Source organism: Ruegeria sp. (assembly GCF_965243365.1).
GTDB lineage: Bacteria > Pseudomonadota > Alphaproteobacteria > Rhodobacterales > Rhodobacteraceae > Ruegeria.
In genome coordinates, this window is record NZ_CBDEUW010000002.1 from 1,494,046 (window position 1) to 1,510,887 (window position 16,842).

Genomic DNA, 16,842 nt, shown 5'->3' on the forward strand with positions numbered 1-16,842 from the left:
CAGTAAGAGTAACACCAACGTGGCGCGAACGGCAGTTTTGTCCGCATAGCTGACCTTAAGCCAGGTTTACCTAGCACTTGGGCGAGGATTATACGCTGCGCGGTACTGGCTGGATTCTGAAAATCTCGGACAAGACATCTAAGGTAAGTAAACTTCTACAGTAAAAAAGCGGCCCCCAAAGGGACCGCTTTTTCTATTTCCTTACAAAACCAAATCAATCCAGCGTCCGCGTAACCTCTTCACGCTCGAAGATTTCAATCACGTCACCTGCGCGGATATCGTCATAGTTCTCGAACGCCATACCACATTCCTGACCCGACTGAACCTCGGCCACTTCATCCTTGAAGCGCTTGAGTGTCTTCAGCGTGCCTTCGTGGATCACCACGTTGTCGCGCAGCAGGCGGACGCCTGCGGAACGGCGGGCGACGCCTTCGGTGACCAGACAGCCGGCAACCTTGCCGACACCGGTGACCTTGAAGACTTCGCGGATCTCGGCGTAACCGATGAACTTCTCGCGGATCTCGGCGCTCAGCAGGCCCGAAGCGGCCGCTTTCACGTCATCCACGAGGTCATAGATCACCGAGTAGTAGCGGATTTCCACACCCTTCTGGTTCGCAGTGTTCCGCGCAGACGCGTTGGCACGGACGTTAAAGCCCATGACCGGTGCACCGGAGGCCTCGGCAAGACCGACATCCGTCTCGGTGATCGCACCCACGCCCGAGTGCAGCACACGCACGCGGACTTCGTCGTTGCCGATCTTCTCCATCGCCTGAACGATGGCTTCGGCGGAACCCTGCACGTCGGCTTTTACGAGGATCGGCAGTTCGGCCACGTTCTCGTCTTCCTTGGCCTTTTGCATCAGCTGTTCAAGGGTGGTCGCGGCACCGGCAGCGGCGCGTTTGTCCTTGGCGGCTTGTTCGCGATAGGCAGCGATCTCACGGGCCTGCGCTTCGGTCTCGGTCACGTTCAGAACGTCACCCGCTTCGGGCGTGCCGTTGAGACCCAGAACCTCGACCGGAACCGACGGGCCAGCTTCTTTGACACGTTCGCCCTTGTCGTTGATCAGCGCACGGACCTTACCGTATTGCTCACCCACAACGAAGATGTCGCCTTGGTGCAGGGTGCCGTTCTGAACCAGAACGGTGGCAACAGGACCGCGGCCCACATCCAGCTGCGCCTCGATCACGGCACCTTGGGCGGCGCGGTCGGGGTTGGCTTTCAGTTCCAGAATCTCGGCCTGCAGCGCGATGGCTTCCAGCAATTCGTCCAGGCCCTGACCGGTGACAGCCGAAACCTCAACGTCTTGCACTTCACCCGACATCTTCTCGACGATGACTTCGTGTTGCAGCAGATCAGTACGTACTTTGTCCGGGTTGGCCTCGGGCTTATCGATCTTGTTGATCGCTACAATCATCGGCACTTCGGCCGCTTTGGCGTGGTTGATCGCCTCGATGGTCTGCGGCATCACCGCGTCATCCGCAGCGACAACCAGAACCACGATATCCGTGACCTGAGCCCCGCGTGACCGCATCGAGGTAAAGGCCGCGTGACCCGGCGTATCCAGGAAGGTCAGTGTGGTGCCGCCATCGGTTTTCACCTGATAGGCGCCGATATGCTGGGTGATGCCACCGGCTTCGCCCGCCACAACGCGCGCGTCGCGGATCGCATCCAGCAGCGAGGTCTTACCATGGTCAACGTGACCCATGATGGTGATGACCGGTGGACGCGGTTTCAGATCTTCGTCGCTGTCCTCAACCTCTTTGATGACGTCTTCAACGTCCGAATCGGAGACGCGAGTGACCTTGTGGCCAAACTCTTCGATGATCAGTTCAGCGGTGTCCGCGTCGATGGTCTGGTTCTGTGTGACCATCATGCCCATCTGCATCAGCGATTTGACAACGTCAGCCACGCGCTCGGCCATACGGTTGGCCAGTTCCGAGACCATGATTGCCTCGGGCAATTGTACGTCGCGGATGACCTTTTCCCGCTCGACCGGCGCACCCATGGCTTTCTGACGCGCCCGCTCTTGCTTGCGCTTCATCGACGCCATCGAACGCTGGCGATTACCCTCGCCACCGGTGGCCTGACCCAGTGTCAGTTTGCCCGAACGGCGGTTGTCGTCACGGCCTTTGCCGCGACCACGCTGTTCACGTTCACGATCCTGCTTGCGTGGTGCGGATGCCGGTGCTGGCTTGCTGGCCGGACCACGCGCCGCTTTCGGCTCTTCCGGTGCAGGAGCGGCAGCAGCGCGTTTGGCGGCCTCTTCAGCCTCAAGGCGCTTGCGCTCTTCTTCTTCAGCCTTCTGACGCGCGCGTTCTTCAGCCTCGCGCTGTTCGCGCTCTTTGGCCTCCTGCTCCGCACGGCGGCGGGCACGTTCTTCCTCGCGTGCTTTTTCGGCTGCTTCACGGGCCGCGACCTCTTCGGCCTCACGGGCTTTCGCAGCCTGCAACGCCTTCATCCGGCGCGCCATTTCCGCATCGGAAATACCCGCCGGGCGCCGCGAAGGATCACCCGATGGTGTCGCACCACCACTTGGTTTGGTCGCGCCCGGCTTGGGAACGACCACGCGCTTGCGTTTGGTCTCCACCACGACATTTTTGGTACGTCCGTGGCTGAAACTCTGTTTCACATTTCCGGGGCGTGCCCCGCCACGAAGACCCAATGTCTTTTTGCCGTCACTATCGCTCATAAAGCTTCTTACCCTTCCGAGCGGCCCTTGCCGCCGTCATCCTTTTCGCGCAAGCCACGCAGGCGCTGCGCTTCCTCTACAACACGTTTGGCGAGTCCGCCAGAGGCCAAGGCCGCATGAATCACCGTTTGGCGCCCAAATGCCTGCCCTAATTCATCCGCAGTCAGCCAGCCGATGTATTTCCCGAAGTGCGGCGTGCTGAGTTTAGACTTGCCGCGCCCCGATCCATCCGAGGCCTGAATCAGCACCTGGGCCTCTTCCCGGTCCAGCCACGTCTTGACCTTTTCGTACCCGGTAACCGCATCACCGGACTTACGCGCAAGGCTGATCAGTTCAACCACACGACGTGCGACCTGTTTTTCGACCTCATCGGTCAGATCCTTGGCCGCATTCACCTGCGCCTTGAACCCGCGCGAGAACAGTTTCTTGCCGATCGCCTTGTCCAGCGCAGCGCGATCCGCCGCCACATAGACTCCACGCCCCGGCAATTTCGCCGCGACATCGGGAAAGACCTGACCGTCCGGCCCCGCCACAAAGCGGATCAACCCATATTTAGGCTGAACCTCGCCCGTGGCGATGCACCTGCGCTCGGGGCCATCCGACCGATTCTTATGGACGCCACCGCGACCCATTCACGACCTCCGAGGCCCTGAGATCAGGCCTCGGCCTCCTCTTCTGCAATTTCGCCGTCTTCTTCGACCTGCTCCAGCTCGGCCGGATCAACCCAGCCCAGCATGATACGCGCGGTCATGACCAAATCCTGAGCCTCTTCCAGCGTCACGCCGAAAGGCTCCAACACGCCATCATCCTTGATGCGTTCGCCATCGACCGTGGTCCAGCCACCGGCCAGTTCCCAGTCAGCGCAGGTTGCGAAGTCTTCCAGTGTCTTCACATCATCCTTGGCCAGCGCTTCTACCATCTGGGGTGTCAGACCTTCGAATTCAATAAGACTGTCCTCAACGCCCAGCGCGCGCGCAGCATCCAAAGCGGCCTTGGCCTGTGCTTCCAGGAATTCACGGGCACGGGTTTGCAGCTCCTGCGCTGTGCCTTCATCCACACCATCGATGACCAACAGTTCCTCGATCTCGACATAGGCTACCTCTTCAAGGTTGGTGAATCCTTCCGAAACCAACAGCTGTGCAAAGAATTCATCCAGATCCAGCGTTTCCATGAACAGCTGGGTGCGGGCTTCGAATTCTTTCTGACGGCGCGCCGATTCTTCGGCTTCGGTCATGATGTCGATGTCCAGATTGGTCAGCTGGCTGGCCAGACGCACGTTCTGACCGCGACGGCCGATGGCGAGGCTCAGTTGTTCCTCAGGAACAACAACCTCGATCTTGCCGGCTTCTTCGTCCAGAACCACCTTGGAAACCTCGGCAGGCTGAAGCGCATTCACCAGGAAAGTCGGCTGATCTTCGTTCCACGGGATGATGTCGATTTTCTCACCCTGCAGCTCGTTCACAACGGCCTGCACGCGGCTGCCGCGCATACCAACGCAGGCGCCGACAGGGTCGATCGAACCGTCGTAGGAAATCACAGCGATCTTGGCGCGCGAACCGGGGTCACGAGCCACAGCTTTAACCTCGATGATGCCATCATAGATTTCCGGCACTTCCATCTTGAACAGCTCCGCCATGAATTCCGGCGCGGTACGCGACAGGAAGATCTGGTGGCCACGAACCTCGCGGCGAACCTCTTTGATGTAAGCACGCACGCGGTCGTTGGGACGATAGCTTTCGCGGCCGATCTTGTCGTTGCGGCGCAGAACGGCCTCGGCACCGCCCAGGTCGACGATGACATTGCCGAATTCCTCGCGCTTGACGGCACCGTTGATGATGGTGCCTGCACGATCCTTGAATTCTTCGTACTGACGATCACGTTCCGCTTCGCGAACCTTCTGCAGGATCACCTGCTTGGCGGACTGAGCAGCGATACGACCCATTTCAACCGGTGGGACTTCTTCGACAAAGACGTCACCGACCTCAGGGTTTTCCATATATTGCTTGGCCTGCTCAACGGTGAATTCAGCCTGATAGTTCTCAAGCTCTTCATCCTCGACCACGGTGCGCACGCGGGTAAAGGTCGCCTTACCGGTCTTGCGGTCGATCGACACGCGGATGTCCATTTCCGCGCCATAACGGCTCTTGGCGGCACGGGCGAGCGATTCTTCCATCGCTTCGACAACCAGACCGGGGTCGATCATCTTTTCGCGGGCCACGGCCTCGGCGGTCTGTAGCAGCTCCAGCTGGTTGGCTGAGGTAATTGCCATCAGTTCGTCTCCTCTTCGGACCCTTCGGTCTCAATCTCGTCGAAAGCGTTTTCGTTCAGGGCACCCGCGTCTTTGCGCTGGCGCAGCATTTCCTTGATCAGGTCATCGGTCAGGACCAGCTTGGCGTCGCTCAGCCAGTCGAATTGCAGACCGATGGTGATCGTCTCATCGCCCTCGGGGATGTTGATCAGAACCTCGTCCCCTTCGATCCCGGCCAGCTCGCCCTTGAAGCGGCGGCGGCCGTCGATCAGCTCGGCGGTTTCGATCTTGGCCTCATACCCCTCGAACATCTCAAAATCCTTGAGACGGGTCAGCGGGCGGTCGATGCCGGGGCTGGACACTTCCAGCGTATAGGCGTCAAGGATCGGATCCTCGACATCCAGAGTGGCGCTAACTGCGTTGGAAATCTCGGCGCAGTCATCCACTTCGATACCGCCATCGGGCTTGTCAGCCATGATCTGCAGCGTGGTCTGCTTGCCGCTCATCAGGCGAATGCGGACGAGTTCGTACCCCAGATCCTCGATCACAGGGGTGATGATCTCGGCCAGTCGCCGGTCGATGGCAGCTTTGGCTATCAGGTCGTTTGTCATCAGGTACTCTACCCTTCAATCGGGCACAAAAAAACGGGCGCGCGGCCCGTCGATCTTTTCCGGTGGAGCCCCGGACCAGAAGTCCAACGCGCCGCTGTTGGAGATGCATATAAGCAGGAAACCCTGAGTCTGCAAGCCGATTGTTCGGCCCGTCGCTTATTCGGCGTCGGACCACCCTTCGTCACGATGCGTTCCATCGCAAAAAGGCTTGTTGCCCGACTTGCCGCAGCGGCACAAAACGAACTTTTCCTGACACGCGCCTTTGGCGTTCAGCGCCTCGGGCGGTGCGATACCAAGAACCCAGTAGGGCCCATCCTTCTGCACCTCAATCTGCGCACGCTTGGCATGCAAATGCTCGCGGTTTTCGTCATCCCCAATTGCCAGCGCGCCCGACGGACAGGCTGATACAACCGCGCGCACCTCATCCACGGTACCGTTGTCGGGCTGAACCCACGGTTTCTGCGATGGGCTAAAGATATTCGAAGCTAAACGCCCGCATTCGGCAGCATGAGAGCACAGGCGCGGATTGAAGCTGACCGTTACGGCCTCACCGCGGTATCCGATAATCTTGTCTGGCCCGGCAGGCGTTCCCCCATGGCTTTCAAATCCCACTTTTGCATGGGTTCCGTCGCAAAACGGTTTGTTCGACGAATGTCCGCAGCGGCACAGCGCCATGACCTGTTTTATTTCGACATCCGCGCCCGAGGCATCGCGCATTGAGTGAAGGTATTTGACGATCAGTGGGCCATTTTCACGCTCTTCGATCGTGGTCGTGTCGGACATGGCAATATCCTTCCCCATTTGAAATCAGGGTAACGATACGCTCGTTCATGTCAAATTTCAGAACCGAGGATCAGACCAGCCACCACCGTTCGGCCAGACGCCCATCATCCAGGCTGTGCCCCCGACCGATCTGGCGAGGCACGCCAACATTCGTGGCGACCGCGAGTGCCACCTCGGATTCAGAAGGGTGGAACCGCAATCCGCGTGTACCGCGCAGATCGGCCCGATCAGGAAACGCTGCGATATCCACATATCCGTCACGCAGCGCCTCGGCCCGCACGGACGCGTTGGGGATGACGATCACTTCGAATGCATCGGCCCATCCGGCCTGATTGTCCTTGTAGTGCCCCTGGACACGCCGACCCAGAAAATGCCTGTCATCCTCGGCACGTTCGACCCGGTAACAGCCGGTGCCATTGGCTGCGTGCAGCGGGGTCACATCTTGCCCGGCCCGAGTGATGACAAAGCGGCTGTCTGCCAGCAGAAATGGCAGGCCCGGATTGCCCTGAGCCAGTTCCAGACGCAAGCGGTTTTGGGCAAGCACTTCAGTCTGGCCGAGTTCGGAAAGGACCGCGGTGACATCAGCAACATCCAGAAACGCGCCGTCGTGGAACAGTGCATCGTCGCGCAGATCGAAACTCCAAACCCGCGCTTCGGCATCCGTTTGCCAGCCGGTCGCCAGCTCTCCGCGGAGCGTGCCGTCAGGCGCAATCTCGGTCAGGGTGTCGAAAACGGCACCACGTGCCACCAGTTCCAGACTGTCATCGCGCGGCACGGCCAACCGCAGCGTACCACCCGGTTTCGGAGTGTCTGCTAAAGACGCCCCAGTCGCAGTCAACAGGGCCGCAGCGGCACCAGAAGCGAACAAAGCACGGCGGTCGATACGGGTCATGCCAAACCCTCCGCCACGCGATCCATGATGCGAACCAGCTCCGCGCTGATGCCCGGCTCGGACAGTGCATGGCCTGCCTGCCGCACCATCTTCAGCTCGGCATTGGGCCAGCGCTCGGCCAGATTCCACGCCGCCTGGGGTGGGCAGATCATGTCATATCGCCCCTGCACGATATAGCCGGGGATATGAGCGATCCGGTCCATCCGATCCAGAATCTGACCGTCCGCCTCAAGAAACGCCTTGTTGGCGAAATAATGATTCTCCAGCCGCGCAAAGGTGCGGGCGTATTCCCCCGGGCTTTCCCCGACCGATCCATTTGTGTGAATCGAGGCCAATGCGTTTTCCCAATGCGACCACGCCTTGGCATACAGAATCTCGGTCGCGCGGTCGCCCGAGAACAAGCGTTTGTTATAGGCGCTGATGGCATCGGATTGCTCATCCTCCGACAGCAGCGACGTGAACTTCGCCCACTGCTCGGGCCAGAACTTGCCTGCACCGCCGCCATAGAACCAGTCCAGCTCGGCCTGAGTCGCCAGAAATACGCCGCGCAGAACCAGACGGCTGACTCGGTCCGGATGGGTCTGCGCATAAATCAACGCCAGCGTGGCGCCCCAGCTGCCACCAAAGGCGATCCATTCCTTGATATCGAATAATGTGCGCAAGCGTTCGATATCGGCCACCAGATCCCAAGTCGTGTTGTTTTCGACCGAGGCCGTTGGCCGCGACCGGCCACATCCGCGCTGATCAAACAGAATCACACGGAATATACGCGGATCAAAGTACCGCCGCATCGCCGGGCTGCAGCCACCACCGGGGCCGCCATGCAGCACCACCACCGGAATTCCGTCTGGATTCCCGCATTGTTCCACATAGATACGATGCCCATCGCCCATATCGACCATACGCTGATCGAACGGTTCGACCGGCGGGTAAAGATATTGAACTGCGCGCTTTTGGTCCGGGTACTTGTCCATTATGGGCCTATATAGTCCTTAAGCGTAAAAGAGCACACGGAGACAGGAATGCAAGCGCATCCGAACACGGTGGACCCGTCCGAGATCGCAAAATTCGAGGCAATGGCCGCAGAATGGTGGGATCCTCACGGGAAATTCAAACCTCTGCACATGCTGAACCCCTGTCGTCTTGATTATATCACGCAGCAGATCGCGGGTGAATTTGACCGGGATCTGACATCTCCGAAGCCCTTCGAGGGCTTGCGCCTGCTGGATATCGGCTGCGGCGGCGGGCTGCTGAGCGAACCGATGGCGCGTTTGGGGGCCGAGGTTGTGGGCGCCGACGCCGCCGAAGGCAACCTTCCCGTCGCCCGTATCCATGCCGAACAATCGGGGTTGCAGATCGACTATCGCCACACCACCGCCGAGGACATGGCCGCCGCTGGCGAACAGTTCGACGTGGTGCTGAACATGGAAGTCGTTGAACACGTGGCTGATCCATTAAGCTACCTGACCGCGACGCAACAATTGCTGAAACCCGGCGGGCTTGAGATCTGCTCAACCATCAACCGCAACCCGAAATCTTATGCGATGGCCATTTTTGGGGCCGAGGTCGTCATGCGCTGGCTGCCACGCGGCACCCATGAGTGGAACAAGTTCATCACCCCCGATGAGCTGTTCGACCTGCTGCGCCAGGCCGGGCTGGAGCCGGTGGACCGCAAGGGGTTCGTATTCAACCCAATCCTCTGGAGCTGGTCGATCTCGGATCGGGATTTGAGCGTGAACTATGTGACGGCGAGTGTGAAGCCGGGGTCGTAGGATGGGTTTTCAACCCATCATGCCCATGAAAGTGAATAGCCGCGATGTACGCAACCACTCTCCAGGTATTGACTGAGGATACACTACATGACTTTTGCCCGTGTCTTGATGTGCCTTGTTTTTGCAGTGGCGGCAGTCGTTTTCTCTACATCAATCTACAAAAGTTCAAAGCGGGTCGCAGGATATTGTATTGAGACCGGGCACAGACTTTCAGATGAGGAAAGTCTGGCGCTCGCAAGAACTTATGCAATGCAAGGTAACCCCTTGCGGAAGGACCCTGACTATCGGGACGCCGCCTTTTCAGTTCGGCTGGTCTCACATTCCGAAGTTAGGGATGAAGAAAAAGTCCCTTCTTGGGTAAAACGTTCCGGCGGATTTCGAGCGTATGCGCTTGTTAACTATGACCTCGCAGGACTCGAAAAACACGATCTACAGCTTCTGAAAAGGGGGCGTATTGTCTATGTTTCCAACTGCGGTGCAGTAAGAAGCAATGTTCGAGAATTCAGGTGGAAGTTTCTATCATAAGATTGAGCCGCTAAATTGAATGTTCAATAGAATTCGTAGAGCTCGAACATCCGAATTGGATTTGGCGAGCCGAACCCTGATACCACGTCGATGGTTCGACTCTCACCTATTGCGAGTTCTGCTATTTCGGCGCGGTAGCCGCTAAGCCCTTACTCCCCCTCCAACTGCAACCGCAAATCCCGGAGCACGGGCAGCGCGCTGCGAACCCGCTCCAACCCCAACTCATCAACCACACGGTTGATCAGCGGTGCAATCGACGAAATCGCCTGATCCCGCGCCCTGCGACCAGCGGGGCTGATGGCGACCATCTTGCGGCGGGCGTCGTCCCAATCGGGGCGGATGTGGATGTATCCGGCCCATTCCAGCTTGGCCAAAGTGTTGGTCATGGCTCCGCGCGTGACGTGAAATGTATTGGCCAGCTGCGCCGGGCTGCGCTCATCCCCAACAAAAACCAGATGATTCAGCACCGAGAAATGCGAGATTTCCATGCCCTTGGGCAGCACCCGGCTCAGCCGGTTGCGCAATAGCTGATCTGCGGTCAGGATCTCGCTGAACAGCGTGACCGCCAGGGCATTTTTCTCGTCCGTCATAAGTCCGGTTCTGGGTCAGGGCCCCTCGAAGGGCCGCACGTGAGTCAATGAGGGCACGCGGCGGCGCGCCTCTGTCACAGAACTATCATCCAAATCGAAAAAGTGAATGCCCGGATCGGTGCCTGCGTCGATCAGCACCTCTCCCCACGGGGCCACAACCAGGCTGTGACCGTGAGTGTGGCGTGTCTTTCCCCGAGTTTTAGGATGCGCACCGGTTTGAGCGGGGGCAATGACCCAACAGCCCGTCTCAATCGCCCGCGCGCGCAATAGCGATTCCCAATGCGCCGCACCCGTGACCGGAGAAAATGCCGCCGGTGCGGTCAGGATACGTGCCCCGGCCTGTGCCAGCGCGGCGTGCAGATAGGGGAAACGGACGTCGTAGCAGATGGTCAGGCCGATCTTGCCGAAATCCGTCTCGGCAACCACCGCCTGACTGCCGGGCCGGTAATTGGCCGATTCGCGGAAGGTTTCGGTTTCGGTGACCTGCACATCGAACATGTGAATCTTGTCATACCGAGCGACGATCTGCCCCTGCGGGTCGATCATGTAGGATCGGTTGGCAAAGCGGCCATCGGCGTCGTGTGTCTTGATCCCCAGCGAACCGATCAGCAGCCAGACGCCCAGCGCGGCGGCCTGCTCACGCAAACCCGCCAGCGTGATGTCGTCTTCTTCGTGCTGCAAGACCTGCTGCTGTCGCGTTGTACTGTTTGAGACGCAATTCGTTACTTCGGGCGTCAGAATGAACTGCGCACCCTGCCCAGCCGCCTCGGTCATCATGGCGCGGACCATGTCCAGATTGGCGACAGGGTCGTCCGATGAGGTGATCTGTAGCAGCGCGGTCTTCATTTCATCACGCTGCCAACAGGCGATCCAGCTTGCCCTGACGGTCCAGCTCGTACAGCTCATCGCACCCGCCAACATGGGTTTCACCGATGAAAATCTGCGGCACGGTGCGTTTGCCACCTGCGCGCTGGATCATTTCCGGCTTGCGTTTCGGGTGAATCAGAACGTCGACCTCGTGGAACTCGACGCCTTTCTGTTTCAGCAGGCGTTTGGCTGCATGGCAATAACCGCACAGCGGTGACGTGTAGATCTCAACCGATTTCATAATCCGTCCTTCGGGGTTTCGCGCAATCTAGGGCGAATTAGGCATCCTTGGCAACGCGCGCCAGTACCAACACGGAAATATGATTTGCGCCCGCGTCCTGACAAACACGCGTGCAAGCGGATAATGTCGCCCCCGAAGTCATCACATCATCCACCAAAAGAATGTCCCGTCCTTTGATCCCGGCAGATCGCCTTGGGTGCGGGGAAATCGCATTTGCCAAAGTCTCCGCACGTTCCTTTGCGGTTTTTCCATCCAGAACCGGGGTTCGCAGCCTGCGCTGCAACAGATCCGGCACGCATTCCAGACCGATCTCATGGGCCAGATGTTGGGCCAACAAGGCCGATTGATTATAGCGCCGCTTGACCAGACGCGACCAATGCAATGGAACCGGTGCAATCAGCATGTCCGGACGAAACAAATCACGCCCGGCCTGCGCCATCCAGCGTGCGGCGGGCCTGGCTAATTCAGGCCGATCACCGTGTTTCAGAGCCAGAATCAGAGATCGCGCGCGGCCCTGATACAGCAAAGCCGCCCGACCGTCGTGCCATGGCCTCGGGGTCTTCAGGCAATCGTCGCAGTCAATCCGAAAGCCATCTCTAACACCCGTCACAGGCAGACCGCAGCTGTCACAGACGGTCCCGCCGATGAAGGGTGTATCCCGCCAGCAGGGGCCGCACAGCCCGAAATCCGCTTCGGTCAGGTCTCCGCAACTCAAGCAGCGTGGTGGGTAGATCATTTCGACAACAGTTTGAATCCCGCGCGGGATGCGATACTTGCGGCTTATGAAATTACCTGCGTCCAATCCACCCTCACTGTTTGACAGGTCCATCATCCGGAAACGTCGCGCCCGTGCGCAGGACGACGCTCTGTTTCTGCATCGCGCTGCCCTGGACGAGGTGCAGGATCGGCTCTCTATGGTTAACAAAGCCTTTACCGCGCCCGCGATTGTGACGCCGTTCCCACAAGTTTGGGCCGATGCCCTGCCAGATGCAGTGATTGTAGGGGATGACGATGTTCTTGCCTTAACCCCGGGCGCACATGACCTGATTATCCATGCGATGGCCTTGCACAGCGCCAATGATCCTGTCGGACAACTGATCCAATGCCACCGGGCCTTGCAGTCTGATGGGTTACTGCTGGTGATCTGTCTGGGCGGAGAAACGCTGAACGAACTGCGCGCAGCGTTGAGCGAAGCCGAGGTCGCGGTGTCAGGCGGCATCAGCCCCCGCGTGGCCCCTATGGCCGAGCTGCGCGATCTTGGGGGCCTGCTGCAACGGGCCGGGTTGGCTTTGCCGGTGGCAGACTCTGTACCGCTGACGGCAGAATACCGAGATATCTGGCACCTGATGCGTGATCTGCGCGCAATGGCAGAGACCAATGCTATGTCCGCGCGCCTGAAACACCCCACCCGCCGGTCGCTTTTCGAGCAGGCTCAGCGTATCTATGGGACACATTTCTCCACACCTTCTGGCCGCCTGAAAGCAACCTTCGAACTGATCTGCCTGACCGGTTGGTCGCCGGATGCCAGCCAACCCAAACCTCTGCGTCCGGGATCGGCCCAAATGCGTCTGGCGGAAGCGTTGAACACGGACGAAGGCAAACTGCCTGATTGACGCCTCGCAAAATCCCTATATCTCAGGCCGGAAGCAGACAAACCCAGGACCCTCAATATGTTTGAAGCCACCCGCCCCGCACATGCGCCTGCCGATCATCCAAAGGTCAAGATGGGCCGCGTGGGCGTTCTGTTGGCCAACCTGGGGACGCCGGATGATTATACATACTGGCCGATGCGGCGTTATCTGAACGAATTCCTGTCTGATAAGCGCGTGATCGACTACCCGGCGTGGAAATGGCAGCCGATTCTTCAGGGTATCATTCTGACCAAACGCCCCTTCAGCTCGGGCGAAGCGTATCAATCGATCTGGAACCACGAAAAGGGCGAAAGCCCGCTGATGACCATCACCAAGGATCAGACGGCCAAGCTGCGGGATGCGATGCGCGAACGGTATGGCGATCAGGTTATTGTCGATTTCTGTATGCGCTATGGGAATCCTTCAACCAAATCCAAGGTCCGGCAGTTGGTGGCGGAGGGCTGCGACCGTATCCTGTTTTTCCCCCTCTATCCGCAATATGCGGGTGCCACGACAGCAACAGCCAACGATCAGTTCTTTCGCGCACTGATGGAGGAAACGTGGCAACCGGCCAGCCGCACCGTCCCGGCCTATTATGACGAACCGGCCTATATCGACGCGTTGGCACAATCTGTCGAACACGCATATGCCGCGATGGACACCAAGCCGGATATCCTTGTCTGCTCATACCACGGTATGCCCGAGCGCTATTTGCAGCAGGGCGATCCCTATCACTGCCAATGCGTCAAGACCTCAAGACTGCTGAAGGAACGGCTGGGTTGGTCTGAGGAACAACTGATCTCAACCTTTCAATCCAGATTCGGGCCTGAGGAATGGCTGAAACCCTATACGGTGGACCACGTGGCCGAACTTGCCCAACAGGGCAAAAAGAACATTGCGGTCATCGCCCCGGCGTTTTCTGCTGATTGCATAGAAACGCTGGAAGAGATCAACGAAGAGATCAAGGAAAGCTTTGAAGAGGCCGGAGGTGAGACCTTCACCTACATCCCCTGTCTGAACGACGAGGATGCACATATCGCAGCCTTGGGGAAGGTCGTCGAAGACAACCTAAAAGGCTGGCTGAGCTGACTGGAAAAGTCGAACAAAAAAAGGCGGTGGAAAGCTCCACCGCCTTTTTAACTGATTGAGTCTCGTCGACTTAGCCAGCTGCAACAGCTGCGGCAACAACAACCAGCAGGATCAGCGGCAGGATGATGCCCTGCGACGAACCCTGGGTTTCTTCGACAACAACAGGTGCTTCAACAACCGGCTCTTCCAGGTTGCCAGCGTATGCGGTCGAAGCAGCAGCGGTCAGAGCAGCAGCGAGAACGAGTTTCTTCATATTAACCTCCAGAATTTGCGCGATTCCATAATTCGAAACCGCACATCTAAGACTTACCTCGTGAGTTTTACTAATCAGCTATGCCCATGGATTGCAAATATTACTTGCAATATAAGCAGGTTCGCGCGCGAAAGTGGCGTCAAATTAGCAACACTTGTGTGCCCACTTTGGTCATCGAGAACAGTTCGGCAATATCTTCGTTGAAAAGACCGATGCAGCCATTCGACGAGCGACGCCCGATTTTGCGCGTATCATGGGTTCCATGGATGCGATAATATTTCCAGCTTAGGTATAAAGCGTGTGTTCCCAATGGGTTATCCGGCCCTGGCGGAATATAGTCCGGCCATTCCGGGTTGCGCTTTTTCATCGACGGCGTCGGCGACCAGCTTGGTCCTTCGACTTTGCGGATAACACTGGTGCGTCCCCGGCGGGTCAATTCCTCGGTCAGAGGTACTGACGAGGGATAAAGTTTGTAGACTGTTTGATCATCTGACCAATAATGCAGCGCCCGTGAGACGGTATCGACCAGAATTGCGCCATTTTTGGTGTTCGAGAAATAGGGTTGCCAGTCCAGTGCGCGGAAACCCGAAACATTCCGGCGCACCGGCGCTTCCGGCTCGGGCGCGGGGCGCAGCGGATCACCGGGGATGTATTGAGCCAAGGCAGGCGACGCAAGGCCCGCCGCCGCACCCGCGATGAACCCGCGGCGTGTTTGTGTATGAATGCGCTTTTTGACCATGAGAGGCGGTCCTTTGTTATATCCTGACGCGAAATCTGCCCTATTTTATGGCCAGAATGCTTCAGTCGCAAATCAATCCGGCAGAATCATGCGCGTAAAAGCCACAGCAGGTTTGCCCCGGGCGATCAGGCAAGCTATTTCCGATAGCAACACAAAAATTAGGTCCCATATGACGCGTATTTTTTCCATTCTCCTGCTTTGCTTGGCCGCTCTGGCCGCGTGTACCGATTCGCGGGCACCAGCCCTGGGTACGGACGGGCAGCCGCTGCCAACCGTCTACAAGATTCGCGGAAACCCCGAAAAGCTGCAGTTCCGCATGCTTGATTCGGTCAATGCCTTGCGCCAGGCGCAGGGCTTGCAGCCCGTGCAGCTGAACGCACAACTGAACGCAGCCGCCGAAACGCATTCCAAGGACATGGCCCGCCAAAACCGCCCGTGGCATTTCGGATCAGACGGGTCTTCACCATTGGATCGTGCCGCGCGCGTTGGATATTTCGGGACTTTCCTGGGCGAGGCGATTTCTGAAACCTATGAGACAGAAACCGAAACGCTGGCCGCCTGGATGCAGGAGCCCGGGCCGCGTTCGGTGATTCTGGACCCTAAAGCCACTCAGATGGGATTTGCCTGGCACCAGGAAGGTGGTGGCAAAATCTGGTGGACGCTGGAAATGGGAACCGGCGGCTGATTGGTCTGCATCTTTCAAACAAAAAAGGGCGCCTGTAAATACGAGCGCCCTTTTTTGTAACTCAGAACGCTTTAAGCCGCCTGCATCGACTGGGCTTCGGTCAGAATTGCGTAGAGCTTCACCGGATCCGGATTGGCGCGCAGCTTGGCGCAGACCGTTGGTTCCCGCAGGGTTCGCGAGACCAGCGCCAACGCCTTGAGGTGTTCGACCCCGGCCTCTTCCGGCGCAAACAGCGAAAACGCCAAATCCACCGGCTGACGGTCAACGGACCCGAAATCCAGCGGCTTCTCCAGCAGGACGAATACACCGGACACCGACTCCAGATTGGTTAGGCGCGCGTGCGGCAGAGCAACGCCGTGCCCAACGCCGGTCGGCCCCAGACTTTCACGCTCCAGCAGATTGTCGACAACGACCTGCGCATCCAGTCCCAACGTCACGGCGCCAATGTCACCGATTTCCTGAAACAGCCGTTTCTTGCTGGACGCCGCAGACAATACACGCACTGCTTCGGGCTTCAGTATGCTCGAAAGCTCCATGATCACGCTCCTGGGCTGTGCCCCTGCGGACTGCAGAGGCACGGCTTTCATTCTTGCCTATTACGGATCGATCCAGCCGATATTGCCGTCATCCCGACGATACACGACATTCAATCCGTCCTTGTTCTCATTGCGGAACACAAGCACCGGGGCACCCGCAAGTTCCATTTGCATAACAGCCTCACCAACGCTGAGCGACGGGATCTTGGTCTCCATCTCAGCCACAATCATTGGCTGCAGCGATTCGGGTTCATCAGCCGTCTCCGATTCGTCAGAGGCGAGGATATAGGAGGACGCGCCAAAGAGTTCAACAGGCTCAGAACGATCCTTGTGATGATCCTTCAGGCGGCGCTTGTACCGGCGCAGCTGTGTTTCCATTTTGTCGCAGCATCCTTCAAAGGCTGCATAGATTTCTGTTGCGTGGGCCTTGGCCTGTGCGGTCAGGCCCGTCGACAAATGCACGGTGGTTTCGCAAACATATTCATGCGCTGAACGGGAAAAGACGACATTGGCGTCTGTTGGTCTCTGGGCGTATTTGCCCACGACCTCGCCCAGCTCGGTCTGCACGTGTGTCTGCAGCGCCGCGCCGATGTCGATCTGTTTTCCGCTGATTTGGTAACGCATGTGATCTCCTTCACAATTCACACCCATTCTGGCGCCGCATCACGCGGCGGACTTGTTTTTATCGGGT

General features: G+C 58.3%; 20 protein-coding genes. 5 read left to right on the forward strand and 15 right to left on the reverse strand.

What is annotated here, in order from left to right; translation table 11 throughout:
* Positions 1–214 precede the first annotated feature (214 nt).
* The 7 genes from infB to pip form a co-directional block, all read right to left on the reverse strand.
* Positions 215–2,689 (reverse strand): translation initiation factor IF-2, encoded by a 2,475-nt coding sequence (infB, locus tag ACP0GE_RS11060; RefSeq protein ID WP_424832003.1) that lies wholly within the window; start codon positions 2,687–2,689, stop codon positions 215–217.
* Positions 2,690–2,697: 8 nt separating this feature from the next.
* Positions 2,698–3,321, reverse strand: a complete 624-nt coding sequence (locus ACP0GE_RS11065) for an RNA-binding protein (protein WP_424832004.1) — start codon at positions 3,319–3,321, stop codon at positions 2,698–2,700.
* Positions 3,322–3,344: 23 nt separating this feature from the next.
* Positions 3,345–4,958 carry a transcription termination factor NusA gene (gene nusA, locus ACP0GE_RS11070; RefSeq protein WP_424832005.1) on the reverse strand — a complete coding sequence of 538 codons (1,614 nt, stop codon included), beginning with the start codon at positions 4,956–4,958 and terminating at the stop codon, positions 3,345–3,347.
* The gene (rimP, locus tag ACP0GE_RS11075) at positions 4,958–5,548 is read right to left on the reverse strand and encodes a ribosome maturation factor RimP (RefSeq protein WP_424832006.1); all 591 of its coding nucleotides are present in this window, start codon (positions 5,546–5,548) and stop codon (positions 4,958–4,960) included. Before rimP ends, nusA begins: the two co-directional genes overlap by 1 nt.
* A 156-nt stretch (positions 5,549–5,704) precedes the next feature.
* Positions 5,705–6,331, reverse strand: coding sequence for a CDGSH iron-sulfur domain-containing protein (locus ACP0GE_RS11080; RefSeq protein WP_424832007.1), 627 nt, complete (start codon positions 6,329–6,331; stop codon positions 5,705–5,707).
* Positions 6,332–6,401: 70 nt separating this feature from the next.
* Positions 6,402–7,223: an ABC transporter substrate-binding protein gene (locus ACP0GE_RS11085; RefSeq protein ID WP_424832008.1), complete on the reverse strand. Its 822-nt coding sequence runs from the start codon at positions 7,221–7,223 to the stop codon at positions 6,402–6,404.
* The gene (gene pip, locus ACP0GE_RS11090) at positions 7,220–8,197 is read right to left on the reverse strand and encodes a prolyl aminopeptidase (RefSeq protein WP_424832009.1); all 978 of its coding nucleotides are present in this window, start codon (positions 8,195–8,197) and stop codon (positions 7,220–7,222) included. The genes ACP0GE_RS11085 and pip overlap by 4 nt, the downstream gene beginning before the upstream one ends.
* 48 nt (positions 8,198–8,245) lie before the next feature.
* Here pip and ubiG point away from each other — a divergent pair, with 48 nt between their 5' ends.
* Positions 8,246–8,995 (forward strand): bifunctional 2-polyprenyl-6-hydroxyphenol methylase/3-demethylubiquinol 3-O-methyltransferase UbiG, encoded by a 750-nt coding sequence (gene ubiG / locus ACP0GE_RS11095; protein WP_424832010.1) that lies wholly within the window; start codon positions 8,246–8,248, stop codon positions 8,993–8,995.
* An 87-nt stretch (positions 8,996–9,082) separates the two neighbouring features.
* Complete coding sequence (locus tag ACP0GE_RS11100; protein WP_424832011.1) at positions 9,083–9,520, forward strand: hypothetical protein; 438 nt, start codon at positions 9,083–9,085, stop codon at positions 9,518–9,520.
* Positions 9,521–9,669: 149 nt separating this feature from the next.
* On the opposite strand, the gene ACP0GE_RS11105 is transcribed toward ACP0GE_RS11100, so the two are convergent.
* From ACP0GE_RS11105 to ACP0GE_RS11120, 4 genes are read right to left on the reverse strand one after another with little or no spacing between them, the layout of a single operon-like run.
* Positions 9,670–10,110: a MarR family winged helix-turn-helix transcriptional regulator gene (locus ACP0GE_RS11105; protein WP_424832012.1), complete on the reverse strand. Its 441-nt coding sequence runs from the start codon at positions 10,108–10,110 to the stop codon at positions 9,670–9,672.
* 15 nt (positions 10,111–10,125) lie between these two features.
* Positions 10,126–10,956 carry a carbon-nitrogen hydrolase family protein gene (locus ACP0GE_RS11110; RefSeq protein ID WP_424832013.1) on the reverse strand — a complete coding sequence of 277 codons (831 nt, stop codon included), beginning with the start codon at positions 10,954–10,956 and terminating at the stop codon, positions 10,126–10,128.
* A gap of 4 nt (positions 10,957–10,960) precedes the next feature.
* Positions 10,961–11,218 carry a glutaredoxin 3 gene (gene grxC, locus ACP0GE_RS11115; RefSeq protein ID WP_424832014.1) on the reverse strand — a complete coding sequence of 86 codons (258 nt, stop codon included), beginning with the start codon at positions 11,216–11,218 and terminating at the stop codon, positions 10,961–10,963.
* A 37-nt stretch (positions 11,219–11,255) separates the two neighbouring features.
* The gene (locus ACP0GE_RS11120; protein WP_424832015.1) at positions 11,256–12,020 is read right to left on the reverse strand and encodes a double zinc ribbon domain-containing protein; all 765 of its coding nucleotides are present in this window, start codon (positions 12,018–12,020) and stop codon (positions 11,256–11,258) included.
* Between ACP0GE_RS11120 and ACP0GE_RS11125 the strand changes: the two genes are divergently transcribed.
* The gene (locus ACP0GE_RS11125) at positions 12,001–12,831 is read left to right on the forward strand and encodes an SAM-dependent methyltransferase (protein ID WP_424832016.1); all 831 of its coding nucleotides are present in this window, start codon (positions 12,001–12,003) and stop codon (positions 12,829–12,831) included. The two genes, ACP0GE_RS11120 and ACP0GE_RS11125, sit on opposite strands and share 20 nt — an antisense overlap.
* Before the next feature lie 57 nt (positions 12,832–12,888).
* On the forward strand, positions 12,889–13,938 hold the full coding sequence (hemH, locus tag ACP0GE_RS11130) for a ferrochelatase (RefSeq protein ID WP_424832017.1): 1,050 nt from the start codon (positions 12,889–12,891) through the stop codon (positions 13,936–13,938).
* 70 nt (positions 13,939–14,008) lie between these two features.
* Here the strand turns inward: hemH and ACP0GE_RS11135 are convergent, their stop codons facing one another.
* Positions 14,009–14,191, reverse strand: coding sequence for a hypothetical protein (locus ACP0GE_RS11135; protein WP_005979327.1), 183 nt, complete (start codon positions 14,189–14,191; stop codon positions 14,009–14,011).
* Positions 14,192–14,330: 139 nt separating this feature from the next.
* Complete coding sequence (locus ACP0GE_RS11140) at positions 14,331–14,930, reverse strand: L,D-transpeptidase (RefSeq protein WP_424832018.1); 600 nt, start codon at positions 14,928–14,930, stop codon at positions 14,331–14,333.
* Positions 14,931–15,099: 169 nt separating this feature from the next.
* Here ACP0GE_RS11140 and ACP0GE_RS11145 point away from each other — a divergent pair, with 169 nt between their 5' ends.
* A complete protein-coding gene (locus tag ACP0GE_RS11145) occupies positions 15,100–15,615 on the forward strand; it encodes a CAP domain-containing protein (RefSeq protein WP_424832019.1) in 516 nt (171 codons plus the stop codon).
* 71 nt (positions 15,616–15,686) lie between these two features.
* On the opposite strand, the gene ACP0GE_RS11150 is transcribed toward ACP0GE_RS11145, so the two are convergent.
* Positions 15,687–16,151 (reverse strand): PTS sugar transporter subunit IIA, encoded by a 465-nt coding sequence (locus ACP0GE_RS11150; protein WP_424832020.1) that lies wholly within the window; start codon positions 16,149–16,151, stop codon positions 15,687–15,689.
* Between the two features lie 60 nt (positions 16,152–16,211).
* Positions 16,212–16,775: a ribosome hibernation-promoting factor, HPF/YfiA family gene (hpf, locus tag ACP0GE_RS11155; protein WP_170428456.1), complete on the reverse strand. Its 564-nt coding sequence runs from the start codon at positions 16,773–16,775 to the stop codon at positions 16,212–16,214.
* Between the last annotated feature and the right edge of the window lie 67 nt (positions 16,776–16,842).